Source organism: Mycolicibacterium stellerae, from assembly GCF_003719305.1.
Classification (GTDB): Bacteria; Actinomycetota; Actinomycetes; order Mycobacteriales; family Mycobacteriaceae; genus Mycobacterium; species Mycobacterium stellerae.
The window spans coordinates 16,436-34,125 of the sequence record NZ_RARC01000031.1; the positions used below are offsets into that span (position 1 = coordinate 16,436).

At 67.4% G+C, this 17,690-nt stretch carries 16 protein-coding genes and 1 pseudogene; 14 read left to right on the top strand and 3 right to left on the bottom strand.

The annotated features are described in order from the left end of the window. Positions 1-2 precede the first annotated feature (2 nt). The 14 genes and pseudogenes from D6M19_RS27310 to groL all read left to right on the top strand — a co-directional run bounded on the left by D6M19_RS27310 (position 3) and on the right by groL (position 13,176). Positions 3-1,781 (top strand): flavin-containing monooxygenase, encoded by a 1,779-nt coding sequence (locus D6M19_RS27310; protein WP_234835070.1) that lies wholly within the window; start codon positions 3-5, stop codon positions 1,779-1,781. 29 nt (positions 1,782-1,810) lie between these two features. Then, positions 1,811-3,280 (top strand): flavin-containing monooxygenase, encoded by a 1,470-nt coding sequence (locus D6M19_RS27315; RefSeq protein ID WP_123028472.1) that lies wholly within the window; start codon positions 1,811-1,813, stop codon positions 3,278-3,280. Next, positions 3,267-4,736: an aldehyde dehydrogenase gene (locus D6M19_RS27320; protein ID WP_234835071.1), complete on the top strand. Its 1,470-nt coding sequence runs from the start codon at positions 3,267-3,269 to the stop codon at positions 4,734-4,736. The genes D6M19_RS27315 and D6M19_RS27320 overlap by 14 nt, the downstream gene beginning before the upstream one ends. A gap of 112 nt (positions 4,737-4,848) precedes the next feature. Further along, a complete protein-coding gene (alr, locus tag D6M19_RS27325) occupies positions 4,849-6,033 on the top strand; it encodes an alanine racemase (protein ID WP_123028473.1) in 1,185 nt (394 codons plus the stop codon). 76 nt (positions 6,034-6,109) lie between these two features. Beyond that, entirely contained in the window at positions 6,110-7,141 is a 1,032-nt protein-coding gene (locus D6M19_RS27330; RefSeq protein ID WP_234835079.1) for an alpha/beta fold hydrolase, read from the top strand. Continuing rightward, positions 7,134-7,601 carry a tRNA (adenosine(37)-N6)-threonylcarbamoyltransferase complex ATPase subunit type 1 TsaE gene (tsaE, locus tag D6M19_RS27335; protein WP_123028421.1) on the top strand — a complete coding sequence of 156 codons (468 nt, stop codon included), beginning with the start codon at positions 7,134-7,136 and terminating at the stop codon, positions 7,599-7,601. Before D6M19_RS27330 ends, tsaE begins: the two co-directional genes overlap by 8 nt. Continuing rightward, the gene (gene tsaB, locus D6M19_RS27340; protein WP_123028474.1) at positions 7,598-8,233 is read left to right on the top strand and encodes a tRNA (adenosine(37)-N6)-threonylcarbamoyltransferase complex dimerization subunit type 1 TsaB; all 636 of its coding nucleotides are present in this window, start codon (positions 7,598-7,600) and stop codon (positions 8,231-8,233) included. Before tsaE ends, tsaB begins: the two co-directional genes overlap by 4 nt. Then, complete coding sequence (gene rimI / locus D6M19_RS27345) at positions 8,230-8,694, top strand: ribosomal protein S18-alanine N-acetyltransferase (RefSeq protein WP_123028422.1); 465 nt, start codon at positions 8,230-8,232, stop codon at positions 8,692-8,694. Before tsaB ends, rimI begins: the two co-directional genes overlap by 4 nt. Further along, positions 8,691-9,713, top strand: coding sequence for a tRNA (adenosine(37)-N6)-threonylcarbamoyltransferase complex transferase subunit TsaD (gene tsaD, locus D6M19_RS27350; RefSeq protein WP_123028423.1), 1,023 nt, complete (start codon positions 8,691-8,693; stop codon positions 9,711-9,713). The genes rimI and tsaD overlap by 4 nt, the downstream gene beginning before the upstream one ends. Continuing rightward, positions 9,710-10,165, top strand: coding sequence for a nuclear transport factor 2 family protein (locus D6M19_RS27355; protein ID WP_123028424.1), 456 nt, complete (start codon positions 9,710-9,712; stop codon positions 10,163-10,165). The genes tsaD and D6M19_RS27355 overlap by 4 nt, the downstream gene beginning before the upstream one ends. Before the next feature lie 70 nt (positions 10,166-10,235). Further along, positions 10,236-10,403: pseudogene (locus D6M19_RS35190) on the top strand (hypothetical protein); the annotation flags it as partial. Between the two features lie 238 nt (positions 10,404-10,641). Beyond that, the gene (locus D6M19_RS34970) at positions 10,642-11,001 is read left to right on the top strand and encodes an alpha/beta fold hydrolase (protein WP_234835072.1); all 360 of its coding nucleotides are present in this window, start codon (positions 10,642-10,644) and stop codon (positions 10,999-11,001) included. A gap of 159 nt (positions 11,002-11,160) precedes the next feature. Continuing rightward, positions 11,161-11,463 (top strand): co-chaperone GroES, encoded by a 303-nt coding sequence (gene groES, locus D6M19_RS27365; RefSeq protein ID WP_114738974.1) that lies wholly within the window; start codon positions 11,161-11,163, stop codon positions 11,461-11,463. 84 nt (positions 11,464-11,547) lie between these two features. Further along, positions 11,548-13,176 (top strand): chaperonin GroEL, encoded by a 1,629-nt coding sequence (gene groL / locus D6M19_RS27370; RefSeq protein ID WP_123028425.1) that lies wholly within the window; start codon positions 11,548-11,550, stop codon positions 13,174-13,176. Between the two features lie 142 nt (positions 13,177-13,318). Here the strand turns inward: groL and D6M19_RS27375 are convergent, their stop codons facing one another. The 3 genes from D6M19_RS27375 to D6M19_RS27390 form a co-directional block, all read right to left on the bottom strand. Then, complete coding sequence (locus D6M19_RS27375; RefSeq protein ID WP_123028426.1) at positions 13,319-14,629, bottom strand: carboxylesterase family protein; 1,311 nt, start codon at positions 14,627-14,629, stop codon at positions 13,319-13,321. Positions 14,630-14,924: 295 nt separating this feature from the next. After that, positions 14,925-16,175, bottom strand: coding sequence for a glycosyltransferase (locus tag D6M19_RS27385; RefSeq protein WP_123028428.1), 1,251 nt, complete (start codon positions 16,173-16,175; stop codon positions 14,925-14,927). Positions 16,176-16,239: 64 nt separating this feature from the next. Next, on the bottom strand, positions 16,240-17,502 hold the full coding sequence (locus D6M19_RS27390; RefSeq protein WP_234835073.1) for a multidrug effflux MFS transporter: 1,263 nt from the start codon (positions 17,500-17,502) through the stop codon (positions 16,240-16,242). Between the last annotated feature and the right edge of the window lie 188 nt (positions 17,503-17,690).

The following is a 17,690-nucleotide window of genomic DNA, read 5'->3' on the forward strand; positions in this document are numbered from 1 at the left end:
CCGTGCAAGTCCCCGAGGTGGCGTTCGACGTCGACGCTCTGCGGGAGAAGTACGCGCGCGAACGCGACAGGAGGCTGCGGCCGGACGGCATCGCGCAGTACGTCGAGACCGCAGGAGCGTTCGCGGGATTCGCCGACGACCCGTGGCGCGATCCGCATTTCACCCGGGCACCGTTGCACGACGACGTCGACGTCGCGATCATCGGCGCCGGATTCGGCGGACTGCTGACCGGGGCCCGACTGCGGGACCTCGGTGTGCAGAGCATTCGGCTCATCGACAAGGCCGCCGACGTCGGCGGCACCTGGTACTGGAACCGATACCCGGGCATCGCGTGCGACGTCGAGTCCTACGTGTACATGCCGCTGCTGGAGGAACTCGGCTACCTCCCGACCGAGAAATACGCGAAGGGCGACGAGATCTTCGCGCACTGCAGGCGCATCGCCGAACACTACGACCTGTACCGCGACGCCTGCCTGCAGACCGAAGTCACCCAAATACGGTGGAACGACGAGCTTTCGCGGTGGGTGATCTCCACCAACCGCGGCGATGCGATCCGGGCGCGGTTCGTGTCGATGGCCAACGGGTACCTGCAGAAGCCGAAACTTCCCGGCATCGAAGGCATCATGGACTTCCGTGGGCACGCCTTCCACACCAGCCGGTGGGACTACGGCTACACCGGTGCCGATCTGGCCAAGCTGGCGGACAAGCGGGTGGGCATCATCGGCACCGGCGCGACCGCGATCCAGTGCGTGCCGCACCTTGGCAGGTCGGCGGGCAGGCTGCTGGTGTTCCAGCGCACCCCGTCAACGGTCGATGTGCGCGGCAACCGGCCGACCGATGCGGAATGGTCGGCAGACCTCAAGAAGGGCTGGCAGCGTCACCGCATCGAGAACTTCCAGCTGCTCACCGCAGGCGGCGAGGCCGACGAAGACCTGGTCAACGACGCCTGGACGAGCATCGTCAAGAAGCTCTTCGTGATGCGGCAGCGCAACATCGTGGGAATGTCGGACGAAGACCGTTTGCGCACGGTCGAACTCGCCGACTTCGCCAAGATGGAGGAGATCCGGGCCCGCGTCGACGCGATCGTGGTAGACCGCGCCACCGCAGAAGGACTCAAGCCGTGGTATGGCTACTTCTGCAAGCGGCCGTGCTTCCACGACGACTACCTGCAGACATTCAATCGCGACAATGTCACGCTGGTCGACACCAAAGGCCTTGGCGTCGAGCGGATCACCGCAGACGGCGTCGTCGTCGACGGCACCGAACACCTCGTCGACTGTCTGATCTTCGCGACCGGATTCGAGGTCGGCACCGACTATTCGCGGCGCACCGGGTTCGATCTCGTCGGACGCGACGGCCTGACACTGACCGAGAAATGGGGCGACGGCGTCCGCACACTGCACGGCGTCAGCGTGCACGGCTTCCCGAACAGCTTCGTGCTGAGCATCGCCCAGTCGGGCTTCACCGTGAACTTCCCGTACCTACTCGACGTCCAGGCAACCCATACGGCGTGCGTGATCGCCTGGGCGCTCGAGAACGGGATAGAGCGGCTCGAGGCGTCCGCCGACGCCGAAGCAGCGTGGGTGGACACCATCGTCGAGCGGTCCGCGGCCAGCGCCGAGCGCGCGAAGGCGTGTACGCCCGGCTACTACAACCGCGAAGGCCAGGCCAACGCGAAGACCCGCCAGGGCAGCTTCTTCTACGGCAGCCCAACCGAATACGCCGACATCCTCGCCGCTTCGAGGGCCTGCGGCGCGCCAGAGGGCTACGAGACGTCGTGACGGTATTTCGCTACCTGCCCGGCCGCATCATGGCGCTCACACGTCGCCGTCCGTCGCCGCGAGTGGTGATCATCGGTGCGGGTTTCGGCGGGCTGGCTGCGGCAGTGGCGTTGCGGCGAAGAGGGTTCGACGACCTGACTATCATCGAACGCGCCGACGGCGTCGGGGGGACGTGGCGCCGCAACATCTACCCGGGCGCGGCGTGCGACATCCAGAGCCATCTGTACTCCTTCTCGTTCGCGCCGAACCGCGCGTGGAGTCGCACCTACGCGTATCAGCCGGAGATCCTCGACTATCTGGAGTCGGTCGCCGACGACTTCGACCTCCGTAGACACCTGATGCTGAACACTGGTGTGCACAGCATGGGATGGAACGCGCAGGCGTCACACTGGGACGTGCACCTGACGAACGGCGAGACCGTGGTCGCCGATGTCGTGGTGAGCGCCGTCGGGCTGTTCGGCTCGGTTCGGTACCCCGATATCGACGGCCTCGCAGACTTCTCAGGCACGCTCATGCACACCGCGCAATGGGATGCCACCGTCGACCTGACCGGCAAACGGGTGGCGGTGATCGGAACAGGGGCCAGCGGTGTGCAGGTCGTGCCCGAACTCGCGGACGTCGCAGGGGAATTGACGGTCTTCCAGCGCACGCCGCCGTGGATGGTCCCGAAGGAGGATCGGTCCTACAGTGCCGACGAGCTGACCCGCTACCGTCGGCTGCCCTGGGCATCGTGGCTGCAACGATGGCGGCTGTGGAAGCTGCAGCACGACAACACCGCGCTGACACCCGACCATCCGCGAATGGCCGTCGTCGAGGAAATGTCCCGTAAATTCCTGCACAAGCACGTCGCCGACGACCGGTTGCGCGACGCGCTGACGCCGCGGTACCCGTTCCGCTGCAAGCGGGTTCTGCTCGGCGAGAAGTACTACACCGCACTGCAACGCGATCATGTCAACCTCGTCACCGACCCCATCGCCCGTGTCACCGACTCGGAAATCGTCACCGATGACGGCACGGTGGTCGAAGTCGACGCCATCGTTGCCGCGACGGGATTCGAGACAAGCAGCTACCTTTCGGGCCTTGACGTCGTCGGCGTCGACGGCGAAAGCCTGCACCAGCGTTGGGGTTGCGACCCGCAGGCCTATCTCGGGACGGCGGTCAGCGGGTTTCCGAACTTCTTCATGCTCTACGGCCCGAACACCAACCAGGGCGCCAACTCGATCATCTACATCCTGGAGGCGGGTGCTCGGCTTGTCGCGAGTGCCGTCAGCCGTATCGCGCGCCGTGGCGGCTTCGTCGATGTTCGTCCCGACGTCGAGCGCTGTTTCAATGAACAGATTTCCGCTGATCTGGCACAGACCATCTGGACGCGGTGCGACAGCTATTACCGCTCGCCGTCGGGCCGCATCGTCACCCAATGGCCTCATTCGGAACTCGATTATGCAAGAGCGACATGGCGAGTGCGGTCACGCGACTGGGTGCACAGTGGCCCCGCGTAGCGCGGACAAGTCGACCGCGCTGCTGATCGACGGCACCCTGACTGACGGTGGCGGTGGAACTTTCGCCACCATCAACCCGGCGACGCAGGACCCGCTTGGCACCGCGGCCGACGGCGACGCCACCGATATGGACCGCGCCGTCGCTGCGGCCCGCACGGCGTTCGACGAGTCCGACTGGCCACGCGACACAAGCCTGCGGGTTCATTGCCTGCGGCAGCTACGCGACGCGCTGAACACGGAGATCGAGATGCTGCGCGCCATCACCGTCGCCGAGGTCGGCGCGCCGATCACCCTGACCTACGGCGGTCAACTGCAGATACCCGTCGACGATCTCGAATTCCCGGCCAGGACTGCGGAAAAGTACTCCTGGGAAACCGATCTCGGCGTCTGCGCGCCACTCGGTATCGCGAGCAGGCGAACGGTCGTGCGGGAACCGTACGGAGTCGTCGGCGCGATCACGCCGTGGAACTTCCCGCATCAGATCAACCTGGCCAAGATCGGTCCCGCCATGGCGGCAGGCAACACCGTCGTACTCAAACCTGCTCCCGATACTCCTTGGTGCGCAGCGGAACTCGGTCGGATCGTCGCGGAGAAGACCGATATCCCGCCCGGCGTGCTCAACATCGTCACATCCAGCGATCACCGCGTGGGAGCCCAACTGGCATCCGATCCACGCGTGGATCTCGTCTCGTTCACGGGATCGACCGTGACGGGAAGCGCCGTGATGACGGCCGCCGCGCAGTCGGTGAAGAAGGTCCTGCTGGAACTCGGCGGTAAATCGGCTTTCATCGTGCTCGACGACGCCGACCTGCAGACCGTGTGCGCGAAGGCGGCCGTTGCGGTGGCCCGCCACGCCGGACAGGGATGTGCCTTCACGTCGCGGCTGCTGGTGCCACGGGACCGCTATCGCGACGCCGTGGCGGCCGCGGCGGCCGCGATGCAAGAGGTCGTGGTCGGTGATCCGGCGGACCCCACGACGGTGTGCGGCCCGGTGATCTCCGCGCGGCAGCGAGACCGCATCGCGGGGTTTCTGCGGCTGGCGCTCGACGAGGGCGGCGTCTTCGCGTGCGGCGGCGGTCGCCCGGCGCATCTGCCGCGCGGCTTCTACATCGAGCCGACGGTGATCGGCGGGTTGACCAACGACGCGCGGGTGGCGCGCGAGGAGATCTTCGGGCCGGTGCTGACCGTGCTTGCCCACGACGGCGACGCCGAGGCGGTCCGCATCGCAAACGACTCGCCCTACGGGCTGTCCGGCACCGTGTACGGCGGCGAGGTGCGGGCAGGCTGGGTGGCGTCGCGGCTGCGGGTCGGCACCGTCAACGTCAACGGCGGCATCTGGTACTCGGCCGATATGCCCTTCGGCGGCTACAAGCAGTCGGGCCTCGGCCGGGAGATGGGCCTTGCCGGGTTCGAGGAGTACCTGCAGACGAAGGCGATCGCCACGACCGTGCGCTAGTTGTCAGCGCCGAGCCTGCTGGGAGATCGCGCTGAGCGGCAGATCCGCGATCTGTTCGCAGTTTCGAGGGGCATTCCGGGCGTCTGGGACAATCGGCGGTGGTGATATGACGATGTCCACGACCGAACTGACGACAACACTTTCGCCCGGCGCAAACGCCGAGGCGGTGGTCGACCTCGGCGCGATCGCCAACAACGTCCGCATCCTGCGCGAACTCGCCGGCTCGGCGCAGGTGATGACGGTTGTCAAGGCCGACGGCTACGGCCACGGCGCCCCCCAGGTCGCACGGGCGGCACTGGCCGCGGGCGCGGCCGAGATCGGCGTCGCCACCATCTCCGAGGCGCTTGCGCTGCGCCGCGAAGGCATCACCGCGCCCGTGCTGGCGTGGCTGCATCCGCCAGGCACCGACTTCGCCCCTGCGCTGCAGTCCGACGTTGCGGTGGCGCTGTCCTCACCGCGGCAGCTGCACGAGCTGCTCGCAGCGGCCAAGCTCACCGGTGTCACCGCCAACGTCACCGTCAAGGTCGACACCGGGCTGAGCCGCAACGGCGTGAGCCCGGCCGACTTCCCGGCCATGCTGACGGGACTGCGGCCCGCGGTGGCCGACGGGGCGGTCCGGCTGCGCGGCATCATGTCGCATCTGGCGCACGGCGACGACCCCGACAACCCCGTCAACGACCTGCAGGCACGGCGGCTGACCGAGATGCGAGACCAGGCCCGCGACCGGGGGGTGCACTTCGAGATCGCGCACCTGTCCAACTCGCCCGCCGCGATGTCGCGCCCCGACTTGGCCTATGACCTCGTCCGCACCGGCATCGCGGTATACGGACTGAATCCGATCCCCGAACGCGGCGACACGGGGCTGCGGCCCGCGATGACGCTCAAATGTCCGGTGACACTGGTCAGGTCGGTCCGCGCCGGCGACGGAGTGTCCTACGGGCACGCCTGGATCGCCGACCGTGACACCACGCTGGCGCTGCTGCCGGTCGGATACGCCGACGGAATCTTCCGGTCCCTGAGCGGACAAATGAACGTGCTCATCAACGGAAGGCTGCGGCCCAACGTCGGCCGCATCTGCATGGACCAGTTCGTCGTCGACCTCGGTCCCGACGCAGGCGATGTCAGCGAGGGCGACGAGGCGATCCTATTCGGCCCAGGCACCGACGGCGAACCCACCGCACAGGACTGGGCCGAGACTTTGGGCACCATTCACTACGAGGTTGTCACCAGTCCGCGAGGTCGGGTCGTCAGGACGTACCTGGGCACCTCGGCGGAGGATGCAGCCGGTGAGCGATAACGACCCGAAACGGCTGCGGCGCAGGACGAATGCCGGTCTGTTGGCGGGTGCCGCGGGGCTGGCGGCCGTCGGCACCATGGCGGGGGTGACCATCGCGCGGTCGATGACGAGACGCACCACGCGCGACGACCGCTACGAGGGCGAGGATTTCGAGCTGATCGACTCCGGTCGTAGCTCGGTGGTGACCACGCCCGACGGAGTGGATCTCGCGGTGCGGGAGGTCGGCCCGCAGGACGCCCCGCTGACGGTGGTGTTCTCGCACGGATTCTGTCTGCGGATGGGCGCCTTCTACTTCCAGCGCGCACGGCTGGAGCAGCAGTGGGGCCCGCAGGTGCGGATGGTGTTCTACGACCAGCGCGGGCACGGCCTTTCGGCGGAGGCATCGCCCGACACCTACACGGTCGAACAACTCGGCAAGGACCTCGAGACCGTGCTCGCGGTGACGGCGCCCAAGGGGCCGGTGGTCCTCGTCGGACACTCGATGGGCGGGATGACCGTGCTTTCGCATGCCAGGCAGTTCCCGCAGCGCTATCCCACTCGCGTTGTCGGCGCCGCCCTGATCTCGTCGGCAGCAGAGGGCGTCGCAAGGTCGCCGCTTGCGGAGATCCTGAAAAACCCTGTGCTGGAGGCGGTCCGGTTCGCGGTCCGCTACGCACCCAAGACCGTGCACCGGACCAGGGGGGCGGCCAAGTCGGTGATCGCCCCGATCCTGCGGGCGGCGTCCTACGGCGACGAGAAGGTCAGCCCGAGCGTCGTCGCCTTCTCCGAGAAGATGATGCACGGCACTCCGATCGCCACGCTCGTCGAATTCTTGCATGCGCTTGAGGTGCACGACGAGGAAGCGGCGCTGCCCATACTGGCGAAGGTGCCGACACTGATCGCCTGCGGCGACCGCGATCTGATCACACCCGTCGAGCATTCCGAGGCGATGGCCGCCGAGCTGCCGTCATCGGAGCTGGTGATCGTGCGCGGCGCAGGCCATCTGGTGCAGCTCGAAGCGCCCGAGATCATCGACGACGCGCTGGTCCGGTTGGTCGACCGCGCCACACCGTCGAAACTCGTCGCGTTGACAAGGCGATTGCGCGATCGGGCCAGACCCCGTGGCTGAACAATCGGCGGGGACGGCGGAGCTGCCCACCGCAGAGGACACCAAGGCACTCGGCGCCAAGCTCGGTGCGCTGTTGCGCGCCGGTGACGTGGTGGTGCTGTCAGGCCCGTTGGGTGCGGGAAAGACTGTGTTGGCCAAGGGAATCGCCGAGGCGATGGATGTCGACGGGCCGGTCACGTCGCCGACGTTCGTGCTGGCCAGGGTGCATCGGGCGCGGCGGTCCGGCGCGCCCGCCATGATCCATGTCGACATGTACCGGCTGCTCGACCACGCGGGCGCCGACCTGCTCGGCGAACTCGACTCACTGGACCTCGACACCGACCTCGCCGATGCCGTCGTCGTTGTCGAGTGGGGTGAGGGCCTCGTCGAGCGGCTCTCGGATCGGCACCTCGACATCCGCCTCGAGCGCGCAGCGGAGACCGAAGTGCGCACGGCGATTTGGCGGTGGAGCAGACCATGACGACTGTCGTCCTCGCGATCGACACCGCGACGCCCGCCGTCACCGCAGGAATCGTGCGACGAGACGGCGACAGCATCGACGTCCTCGCCGAACGGGTGACCGTCGACCCCCGCGCGCACGCCGAACAGCTCACCCCCAATATGCTTGCCGCACTTCCTGAGGCAGGAGTCGCGGTGACGGAGCTGACCGCCGTCGTGGTGGGTTGCGGCCCGGGGCCGTTCACCGGGTTGCGGGTCGGTATGGCCACTGCCGCGGCCTACGGGCAGGCTCTCGGCGTTCCCGTGTACGGCGTGTGCAGCCTTGACGCGATCGGGGTCGATACCGCGGGGGACGTGCTCGTCGTCACCGACGCCCGCCGACGCGAGGTGTACTGGGCGCGCTACCGAGACGGTGTGCGCGTCGACGGTCCCGCCGTGAGCGCACCCGCCGATGTCCCGACCGACGTCGGCGCCGTTGCCGGTTCGCCTGAGCACGCGGCGCTGTTCGCTCTGCCACGCCAGCCGGCGGTCTACCCGACGGCCTCGGGGCTGGTGCGTGTCGTCGACTGGACGGTGCCGCCGCAGCCGCTCGTTCCGCTGTATCTACGGCGGCCTGACGCCAAGCCGCGGGCCGTCCCTCCGGTGCGGCCATGACGGTCGTTTACGACGAGCTGACCCCCGGCGACGCCGCGCGGTGCGCGCAGCTGGAGGCGCAGCTCTTCCATGGCGACGACCCGTGGCCCGCGGCGGCCTTCCTGCGTGAGCTCGCAGCGCCGCACATCCACTACGTCGCCGCCCGCGCAGACGACAAGCTCGTCGGCTACGGAGGTATTGCGCGGCTCGGGCGAAAGCCGCCCTACGAGTACGAGATTCACACCATCGGTGTCGATTCCGGCTACCAGGGCCAGGGTATCGGCAGGCAGATGCTGAATCGCTTGCTGCACTTCGCCGGCGATGACCCCGTCTACCTCGAGGTGCGGACCGACAACGTGGCCGCGATCGCCATGTACGAGACCGCAGGCTTCGTCAACATCGGGTTGCGCAAGCGGTACTACCGGGTCAGCGGCGCCGACGCCTACACCATGCAACGACCGGCACGAGGAAGCGGGACATGACGACCATCCTGGCCATCGAAAGCTCATGCGACGAAACCGGAATCGGCATCGCGGCGTTGGCCGCCGACGGCGCCGTGACACTGCTGGCCGACGAGGTGGCTTCCAGCGTCGATGAGCACGCCAGGTTCGGCGGCGTGGTGCCCGAGATCGCGTCGCGCGCGCACCTGGAAGCGCTTGGGCCCACCATGCGTCGCGCCCTCGACGCGGCAGGCATCGAGCGGCCCGACGTCGTCGCGGCCACCATCGGGCCGGGTCTGGCGGGCGCTCTGCTGGTGGGGGTCGCCGCGGCCAAGGCCTACGCCGCCGCATGGCAGGTGCCGTTCTACGCGGTCAACCATCTCGGCGGGCACCTCGCGGCCGACGTGTTCGACCACGGCCCGCTACCGGAATGCATCGGTCTGCTGGTCTCCGGCGGCCACACCAACCTGCTGCATGTGCGGTCGCTCGCCGAACCGATCGAAGAACTCGGCAGCACCGTCGACGACGCCGCGGGTGAGGCCTACGACAAGATCGCGCGGCTGCTCGGCCTCGGCTACCCCGGCGGCAAGGTGCTCGACGACCTGGCCCGCGAGGGCGACCGCGACGCGATCGTGTTCCCGCGCGGCATGACCGGCCCGCGCGATGACCCGTATGCGTTCAGCTTCTCCGGGCTCAAGACGGCTGTCGCGCGCTACGTCGAGAAGAACCCCGCCGCGTCGCAGGCCGATGTGGCCGCAGGATTCCAGGAGGCGGTGGCCGACGTGCTCACGACGAAGGCGGTGCGGGCCGCCGTCGAGCTCGGGGTGTCGACGCTGCTCATCGCCGGCGGTGTCGCTGCGAACTCACGGCTGCGGGAGCTGGCGCAAGAGCGTTGTGCGGCAGAAGGTTTGACACTTCGGATCCCAAGGCCCCGGTTGTGCACGGACAACGGTGCGATGATTGCGTCGTTCGCCGCGCACCTGGTGGCGGCGGGCGCGCCGCCGTCGCCGCTCGACGTCGCGAGCGATCCCGGCCTGCCGGTGGTGAAAGGACAACTGTGAGCATCGACAAGCTCGAGATCACCGAGCTGCTGTACCGCTACGCCGAGCTCATCGACGCCGGTGACTTCGACGGGGTCGGGCGGCTGCTGGCCCGCTCGACATTCGGCGGCGCCGCGTCGGGGTCGGTGTCGGGCGCCGAGAACATCGCCAAGCTGTTCGCGATGACCACCCGCCGGTACCCCGATCACGGCAACACCCCGCGCACAAGGCATCTGGTGCTCAACCCGATCGTCGAACTGGGCGGCGACGGCACGGCCGAAACGCGGTCGACCTTCTGCGTCGTGCAGGACACCGAGACGGTGCCGATCCAGCCGATCGTCGTGGGGCGTTACTACGACGCGTTCGGCCGCGACGACGACGGTTGGTACTTCACCGAGCGAAAGGTCGAGATCCAGATGATCGGCGACGTATCGGCGCACTTGATGGTCGATCCGCGCCAATATGACAAGTAGTGCGGCAGACTGCCTGCCGTGCACTACGACCTGCGTCTGCGGCCTGCGCAGCCCACGACGCCCGCAGCCGATGCCTTCACGATCCACCGCCGAGAGGTTCCCCCGAGCGACGGCCGCCGAGGACGTCTACGACCTGGCGGCCTGGAGCCGCGACATCTACCTGTTGGTGCACGACCTGCTTGGACACGAGCGCTGCGGCGTGGTCGGGGGCGACCTCGGCGGCGCCATCTCCTGTGACCTTGTGCACCGCTATCCGGGGTTCGTCGAAAAGCTGGTGTTCTTCGACTCAGTGCCGCCGTTCCTGTTCGACGACTTCGCCGCGGCTGGAATCGATATCGCCTCGATACGCGCGATCGGCGACGGGCCGACGAGCGACTACCGCTACCGGCAGGGCGTGACACCCGACGAACTCGCCGCCGAACTCGACACGCCCGCGAAGCGCCGCCACTACATTGCCGAATTTCTATGGGCACCGGATGTGGGCCTCGCTGGGTACCTTCACCGCGGCCGACGTCGATTTCATGACCGAGCCGTTCTCGACCGAGCAGCGGTTGCGCGCCGGTTGGGCCGCCTATCAGCTCATGCACGGCCGGAAGGTCAGCGAGCCGCCGATCCTCGATCGCAAGGTCGACGTCCCGACATTGCTGCTCTACGGCATGGACGACCACGTCGTCGGCCCCGACTTTCTGCCCACCTGCGAGGTGGCATTCACCGACCGCACCGGCCCCTTTGTGCTGCCCGGGGCGGGGCATTTCCTTCAGTGGGAACGTGCCGACCTATTCAACCCGCTGGTCAGCGCATATTTCGGCGATGTGCGTGTTCGCCACGGGCGATAGGCATGGGCCGACCTTGAGTGCTAGCACTCTCATGTATAGAGTGCTAGGTGGCAGGCGGCCACGCTCTCGACCGGCACCCGCGACGACGGCGCGAGGGCTGGGACGCATGCCGATACCTACTAGAGCTGTCAACACCCGAACTACTGGAAGGGCTCCATCGTGGCGAGCGTGAACATCAAGCCACTCGAGGACAAGATCCTCGTACAGGCCAACGAGGCCGAGACCACGACCGCATCCGGTCTGGTCATCCCCGACACCGCCAAGGAGAAGCCTCAGGAAGGCACCGTCGTCGCAGTCGGCCCCGGCCGGTGGGACGAGGACGGCGAGAAGCGGATTCCGCTTGACGTCTCCGAGGGCGACACCGTCATCTACAGCAAGTACGGCGGCACCGAGATCAAGTACAACAACGAGGAGTACTTGATCCTGTCCGCGCGCGACGTGCTGGCCATCGTCAACAAGTAACAGCGAACGTGACCGCCCCGGGCGATCCCCGCGTAATAGCGGCGGATTCCCGGGGCGTCATGCTCAGCAAGGACGGAAACGCTTATGGCAAAACTGATTGAATTCGACGAAGCCGCTCGCCGTGCAATGGAAGCGGGCGTCGACAAGCTCGCCGACGCGGTGCGCATAACGCTCGGCCCCCGAGGCCGGCATGTGGTGCTGGCCAAGGCGTTCGGCGGCCCAACGGTCACCAACGACGGTGTCACCATCGCGCGTGAGATCGACCTGGAGGACCCGTTCGAGAACCTCGGCGCTCAGCTGGTGAAGTCGGTGGCCACCAAGACCAACGACGTCGCCGGTGACGGCACGACAACCGCAACCGTGCTGGCGCAGGCCATCATCAAGGCGGGTCTGCGCAACGTTGCCGCCGGTGCCAACCCGATCGCGCTGGGCTCGGGCATCAGCAAGGCCGCCGATGCGGTCTCCGAGGCCCTGCTGGCAGCGGCCACCCCGGTGACCGACCAGAAGTCGATCGCGCAGGTCGCCACCGTGTCCTCGCGCGACGAGCAGGTCGGCGATCTGGTCGGCGAGGCGATGACCAAGGTGGGCAAAGACGGTGTCGTCACCGTCGAGGAGTCCTCCACGCTGGACACCGAGCTCGAGATCACCGACGGCGTCGGCTTCGACAAGGGCTTCGTCTCGGCGTACTTCATCACCGACTTCGACGCTCAGGAAGCGGTGCTCGAGGACGCGCTGGTGCTGCTGCACCGCGAGAAGATCAGCTCGCTGCCCGACGTGCTGCCGCTGCTTGAGAAGGTCGCGGAGGCCGGGAAGCCACTGCTGATCATCGCCGAGGATGTTGAGGGCGAAGCGCTTTCGACACTGGTGGTCAACGCGATTCGCAAGACGCTGAAGGCCGTCGCGGTCAAGGCGCCGTTCTTCGGAGACCGCCGCAAGGCGTTCCTCGAGGACCTCGCCATCGTGACCGGCGCCCAGGTGGTCAACCCCGATGTTGGGCTGCTCCTGCGTGAGGTCGGCCTCGACGTGCTGGGCACCGCCCGTCGCGTCGTCGTCAGCAAGGACAGCACCGTGATTGTCGACGGTGGCGGCACACAGGACGCCATCGACGGTCGGTCGGCGCAATTGCGCGCCGAGATCGAGGCAACCGACTCCGACTGGGACCGCGAGAAGCTCGAGGAGCGGCTGGCGAAGCTCTCCGGCGGCGTCGCGGTCATCAAGGTCGGCGCGGCCACCGAGACGGACCTCAAGAAGCGCAAGGAAGCCGTCGAGGACGCCGTCTCAGCCGCGAAGGCCGCGGTCGAGGAGGGCATCATCACCGGCGGCGGTGCCGCCCTTGTGCAGGCCCGGTCGGCGCTCAAGTCGCTGAAGGAGTCACTGTCCGGCGACGAGGCGCTCGGTGTCGGCGTGTTCTCGCAGGCGCTGTCCGCGCCGCTGTACTGGATCGCGACCAACGCAGGGCTCGACGGTTCGGTCGTCGTCAACAAGGTCAGTGAGCTACCTGCCGGGCACGGCTTCAACGCCGCGACGCTGGAGTACGGCGACCTGGTCGCCGACGGTGTGGTCGACCCGGTCAAGGTCACCCGCTCTGCGGTGCTCAATGCCGCGTCGGTGGCCAGGATGATCCTCACCACCGAGACGGCGGTCGTCGAGAAGCCTGCCGAGGCTGAAGACGATGGCCACGGCCACGGCCACGGCCACGGTCACTCGCACTAGCACGTCCTACGCGTAGCACCCCCGGTCCTGTTGGGCCGGGGGTGTTTGCGTCACAGGAGATGCAGTCGAACATCGAGCGTGCAACCACTGCGAAAAGGACGCGGATTTCTGGCATTCAGTTCAATGCCTGAAATGCCACCAACTAGGCGATCCGTAGCGACACTTGACCGAGCGCGTCGAGGCCGCCGTGGGCGAAGTTGCTCCATTGGGCCCGCGTCCGGTGCGCAAGGTCGGTGTCGATTCCGCGCGGTTCGGGACCGAGCATGGGGGCATCGGACCAGGACTCCGGCAATCCGAAAAGTAGCGGCAGGTCGATGCAGTGACAGGCCCCCAGCGGTGCCTGCGGTGGCGACCAGTCGACGCAAAAGGTGGCGGCACGGCCGCCCGCCGAGGTCCACGCACTGGCAAGTTCGATTGCGGGCCGACCGAATACGCGCCGCGTCATCCTGCGCCCGATGACCGCAGTGGCGGCCTTTCCGATGGGGCCGATGCGCCGGAGTTCTCGTCCTCGCGGACTCAACGCGACGAAAGGTCGCGCATCGTCACGGGTGTAGCCGGCCAGGATCTCGACGCGCGAAGCCGCATCGGCCATGCGGGATTCCAGCTCGCTGGCGGGCGGTAACGGCGCACGACCCATGATCGGCGCGAAGGCCATTGCGCCGAGCAGGCCGAACTGCTGAGCAGTTGTGATAGCGGCGACCTGCGCGTCGAGCAACCGTTGCGTACTGGCTTCGCGGGGCGGGACGCCGGCGAGCGTTGTTGCCGCCGCTTCGCGCATCGCGGCCGTCATGGTGGTCCTGCCCTCTGGCAGGCTCAACGGAGCGCTGTGAAGGATGGCCCGCGAAAACATTCCTGAAGTCTCCGGGCACAACAGCAGCGACATCACCGAATCCCCGCCTGCGGATTGACCGAAGATCGTTACGCGGGTGGGATCACCACCGAACGCCGTGATGTTGTTCTGCACCCACCGCAGCGCACAAATCTGGTCCCGCAAGCCAAGGTTTTCGGTATCTCGGTCGTGCAGGTTGAGGTATCCGAAGACGCCCAACCGGTAGCTGACATTGACAACGACCACCCGGCCCTCGCTGACGAGCAGATCCGGGTCGTATTTGACCGCTTCGCCACTGCCCGAGACGTACGCCCCACCGTGGAACCACACCATCACCGGCAGGCGGTCGGCATCTGCCGGGGCGGTGATGCTGAGCACCTGGCAGTGCTCGCTCATCGCGAGCCCGTCGATGACCGGTCCTGTGACGAACTCCAACCGCGAGGGCAATTGAGGGCAGGCCGGGCCGCGCTTGGTCGCATCGACGACTTCGGCATGGGCGGGAAGCGGTTTCGGGGCATTGAACCGCTCTGCTGTGGCATAGCGGATGCCGCGGGCATGTATGAGGCCGTCGTTCTCGTCCGTCACCAGCGGGCCACAGGTGGTGTCAATTCGCCGTGTCGCCACGGGATCACGGTACTTCGGCGGCGACGAAGGTCGACATCAGTGCATCGACGTCGGTCATCAGGCAGCGGCAGCCAGCCGTCTGCGCGTTTGGCAATGCGCTGTACCGCCCTTGGACTGGTGCGCATCCCAGATTGCTGCCACCGCCGCCCAGCATGACGGGGATTCTCGACGCGGGCTTGGGCAGCACCGAGGCGTTGTCGATGACTACGCGAGGACTGCGAAGCGTGGAATTGCCCTCAACTGGCCCCAAATGAGGGCGCGAGGGCGCGGCCCACGGCATCGCCAGAATCGCGGTTCACTCGGAACCTCGTCGAGGGGCTGGCATGGAGGTGAGCAGCCGTTGTTCGATGACGTCGGCACCGTGGGCCGCCCCACCGGTAGCGGCATAACCGTCGGCGACGCGGCGGGCGCCCTCGGTCATCTTCATGGCCTGCAGAACCTTGTCGCGCATCCGGCGAGCGGTGAGGTCCCTCGGCGACAGCCAGGTGCCGCACTTTGCCACTTCGACGCGCCGGGCGACCTCCAACTGATCGCGTCCGTAGGGAACTACGCACACCGGTACGCCGCGCGTCAGCGCCTTTTGGGTGACGCCCATTCCACCGTGGGTGATCGCGCATGCCGCGCGGTCCAGCACCAGGCTGTGGGGTACGAACTGGCACACCGTGGCGTTGGCCGGTGCCCTGAGGTCAGTCGGTACCCCTGCGGGGAATGTCGCCACGACGTGGACGGGCTGGTCCGCCAGTGCGGCGAGCGCTACGCGTGCCAGCTCGCTGTCGCCCTGGTCTTCCGACGACGTCGAGGCCAGGACGATCGGTCGGTCGAGCTGCGTCAGCCACTCCGGCTCCGTCGGGGGCGCCGGATCATAGGAGCAGGCACCGATGAGCTGAATAGAGTCGTCCCAGTCCGGATGTGGGTAGTCGAATGGCTGGGCGGTGGCCACCAGCGTCAGTGGCGCCCGCCGCCCATAGTCGTCGATCGAGTTGAGCGGCGGAAGGTCGAGTTCCGCGCGAATGACGTTCATCGGGCCGACCCATGAGTCGAGCGCGGTGAACCTACGCCGGAGCAGCGCGTCACGAAGCCGGCCGATCGGGCCGGGCCAGGGGCGCACCCCGGGCCCCCACGGTGGCGTTCCCTTCGATCGCAGATAGGGCAAGAACGCCCAGAACGAGGCCCAGGGCAGCCCGCTGGCTTCGGCCACTGCGAATGCGCCCCAGCAATTCGGGTCGACGATCAGCACATCGGGACGAACGTCGTTGATCGCCTTGGTCAGCTCGGGGACTTCATATTCGGCCCGCCGTGCGAACAGGTCTCGCACGCGTGTCAGCCCCTGTTGGAGATTCGTGGCGCCCCCATCGTCGAGGGGCATGTGCTCGATGCGGGGATCGACTGGCGCCGTGGCGAACCCCATGCCCAGGCCGGCGTCCACTCCGGCGGCAAGGGTTCGCAATGCGATGTCGTGACCCCGGTCGCGCAGCTCCGTCAGCAGAACGCTGATGGGGAAGAAGTGACCCATCGCGGGAGTGGTGTAGGCAAGTATCTTCGCCATGGCAAAGCCTTTCGTGATTGAGCCAGTAAGCAGTCGGGCAAGTTGAGTCGGTGGTCCGGCCCTGCTAAGGCGGCGGGTGGACCGAAATGATCGGCGTTTCCGGTTCGGCTGCAAGCGCAGGCCCGCGGGTGAGGACCAATAGCACGGCCGCTGCCCCCAAGGTGGCGCCGAGCATCACTACACCCATCGGTACGGCAGTGCCGTGACCGGCGATGCCAACCAGCGGTGAGGCGATTGCCCCCGCTGCGTATTGGCTGAAACCAAAGATCGCCGATCCGGTGCCGGCCGCGTGGCGGGCCGCTGTCGTCGCGAGCATGACCGCGTGGCCGTACACGAACCCGATGGCCGCCATGAAGCAACCCATCAGGGCAATTGTTGGCCCGCGGCGTACACCGCCCAGCGTGACCGTCGCCAGGAGGAGCGCACTGATCGTTACCAGCGCACTGACTCCCGAGACCACCACTCGGCGGGGTGCGACGCGTTTGACGGTGAGGCGTGCGCCGCAACCGCCGGCGGCAACCGCAAGTGAACAAGCGGCGAAGGTGTAGGAATACGCCGCTGGCGACAGACCGACGATGTTCTGCAGCACGAAGGGCGAGGCCGATACGTAGCCGAACATCGCCGCCGAGACGAGGGCGGTGGCGGCTGTGTAACCGAGATAGTGGCGGCTGGCCAGCACACCGCGGGTACTGGCGGCCCACGCTTCTAGCCCGCTAGGGCGGCGGTACCGTTCGGGCAACGACTCGTCGACGACCAGCACCACGCCGAGAAGAGCCAGCAGGTTCATCGTCGCCAGCACCAGGAAGACCGCCCGCCAGCCCGCGGCGGTCACGACGAGGCCGCCGATCAGGGGGGCCGCTGTCGGCGCGAGCACTGCCGTGACGTTCATGGTCGAAAAGAGCCGCAGGGCAACGTGTCCGCGCGCGCGATCGGCGATGATGGCGCGGGCGATGACCACCCCGGCGCCGGCTGCGAAACCCTGGACGAATCGCAGGCCCACCAGAATTTCAATCGACGGGGCGACGGCGCACGACACGCTGGCCCCGAGGCAAGCCGCTGTCCCCACGATCAGAGGCGGACGCCGGCCCCACCGATCGGAGAGCGGGCCGAAGACGAGTTGTCCGCAGGCCAAACCGATGAGGAATGCGGTCAAGGTGAGTTGGATCGACGACGTGGAGGCGTTGAAGTCACGCGCCATCCCAGGGAAGGCGGATAGGTACATGTCGATCGAGAAGGGCGCCACCGCGTTGAGTGCCGTGAGTACGGTGATCAGGACCGGTGAGGGGGTCACCAGCCGCTGGTCCTCGCCGGGGGAAGGTCCGGCCACGGCAAATCCGTCATCGCGGTTCAGCTCGCTCATCGTCACTTTCGCGCGTCCCGCGCTGTGGTTGCAGGCACGCTGGTCAATTCGCAATAGGGCACGGCTACTTCAGCCTCCGATGCTGGCGGTGCGCAGCAGTGAATGGTTGGTGGGCGGGACCACGTCGCCGATGACGCGGGTGACCGGTTGCCGTC

Bases quoted from the DNA above. Each gene is read 5' to 3' on its own strand.
- D6M19_RS27315 (WP_123028472.1), top strand. From the start codon at position 1,811: ATGGCGCTCACACGTCGCCGTCCGTCGCCGCGAGTGGTGATCATCGGT.
- alr (WP_123028473.1), top strand. From the start codon at position 4,849: ATGTCCACGACCGAACTGACGACAACACTTTCGCCCGGCGCAAACGCC.
- D6M19_RS27330 (WP_234835079.1), top strand. From the start codon at position 6,110: ATGGCGGGGGTGACCATCGCGCGGTCGATGACGAGACGCACCACGCGC.
- tsaB (WP_123028474.1), top strand. From the start codon at position 7,598: ATGACGACTGTCGTCCTCGCGATCGACACCGCGACGCCCGCCGTCACC.
- rimI (WP_123028422.1), top strand. From the start codon at position 8,230: ATGACGGTCGTTTACGACGAGCTGACCCCCGGCGACGCCGCGCGGTGC.
- tsaD (WP_123028423.1), top strand. From the start codon at position 8,691: ATGACGACCATCCTGGCCATCGAAAGCTCATGCGACGAAACCGGAATC.
- D6M19_RS34970 (WP_234835072.1), top strand. From the start codon at position 10,642: ATGTGGGCCTCGCTGGGTACCTTCACCGCGGCCGACGTCGATTTCATG.
- groL (WP_123028425.1), top strand. From the start codon at position 11,548: ATGGCAAAACTGATTGAATTCGACGAAGCCGCTCGCCGTGCAATGGAA.
- D6M19_RS27385 (WP_123028428.1), bottom strand. From the start codon at position 16,175: ATGGCGAAGATACTTGCCTACACCACTCCCGCGATGGGTCACTTCTTC.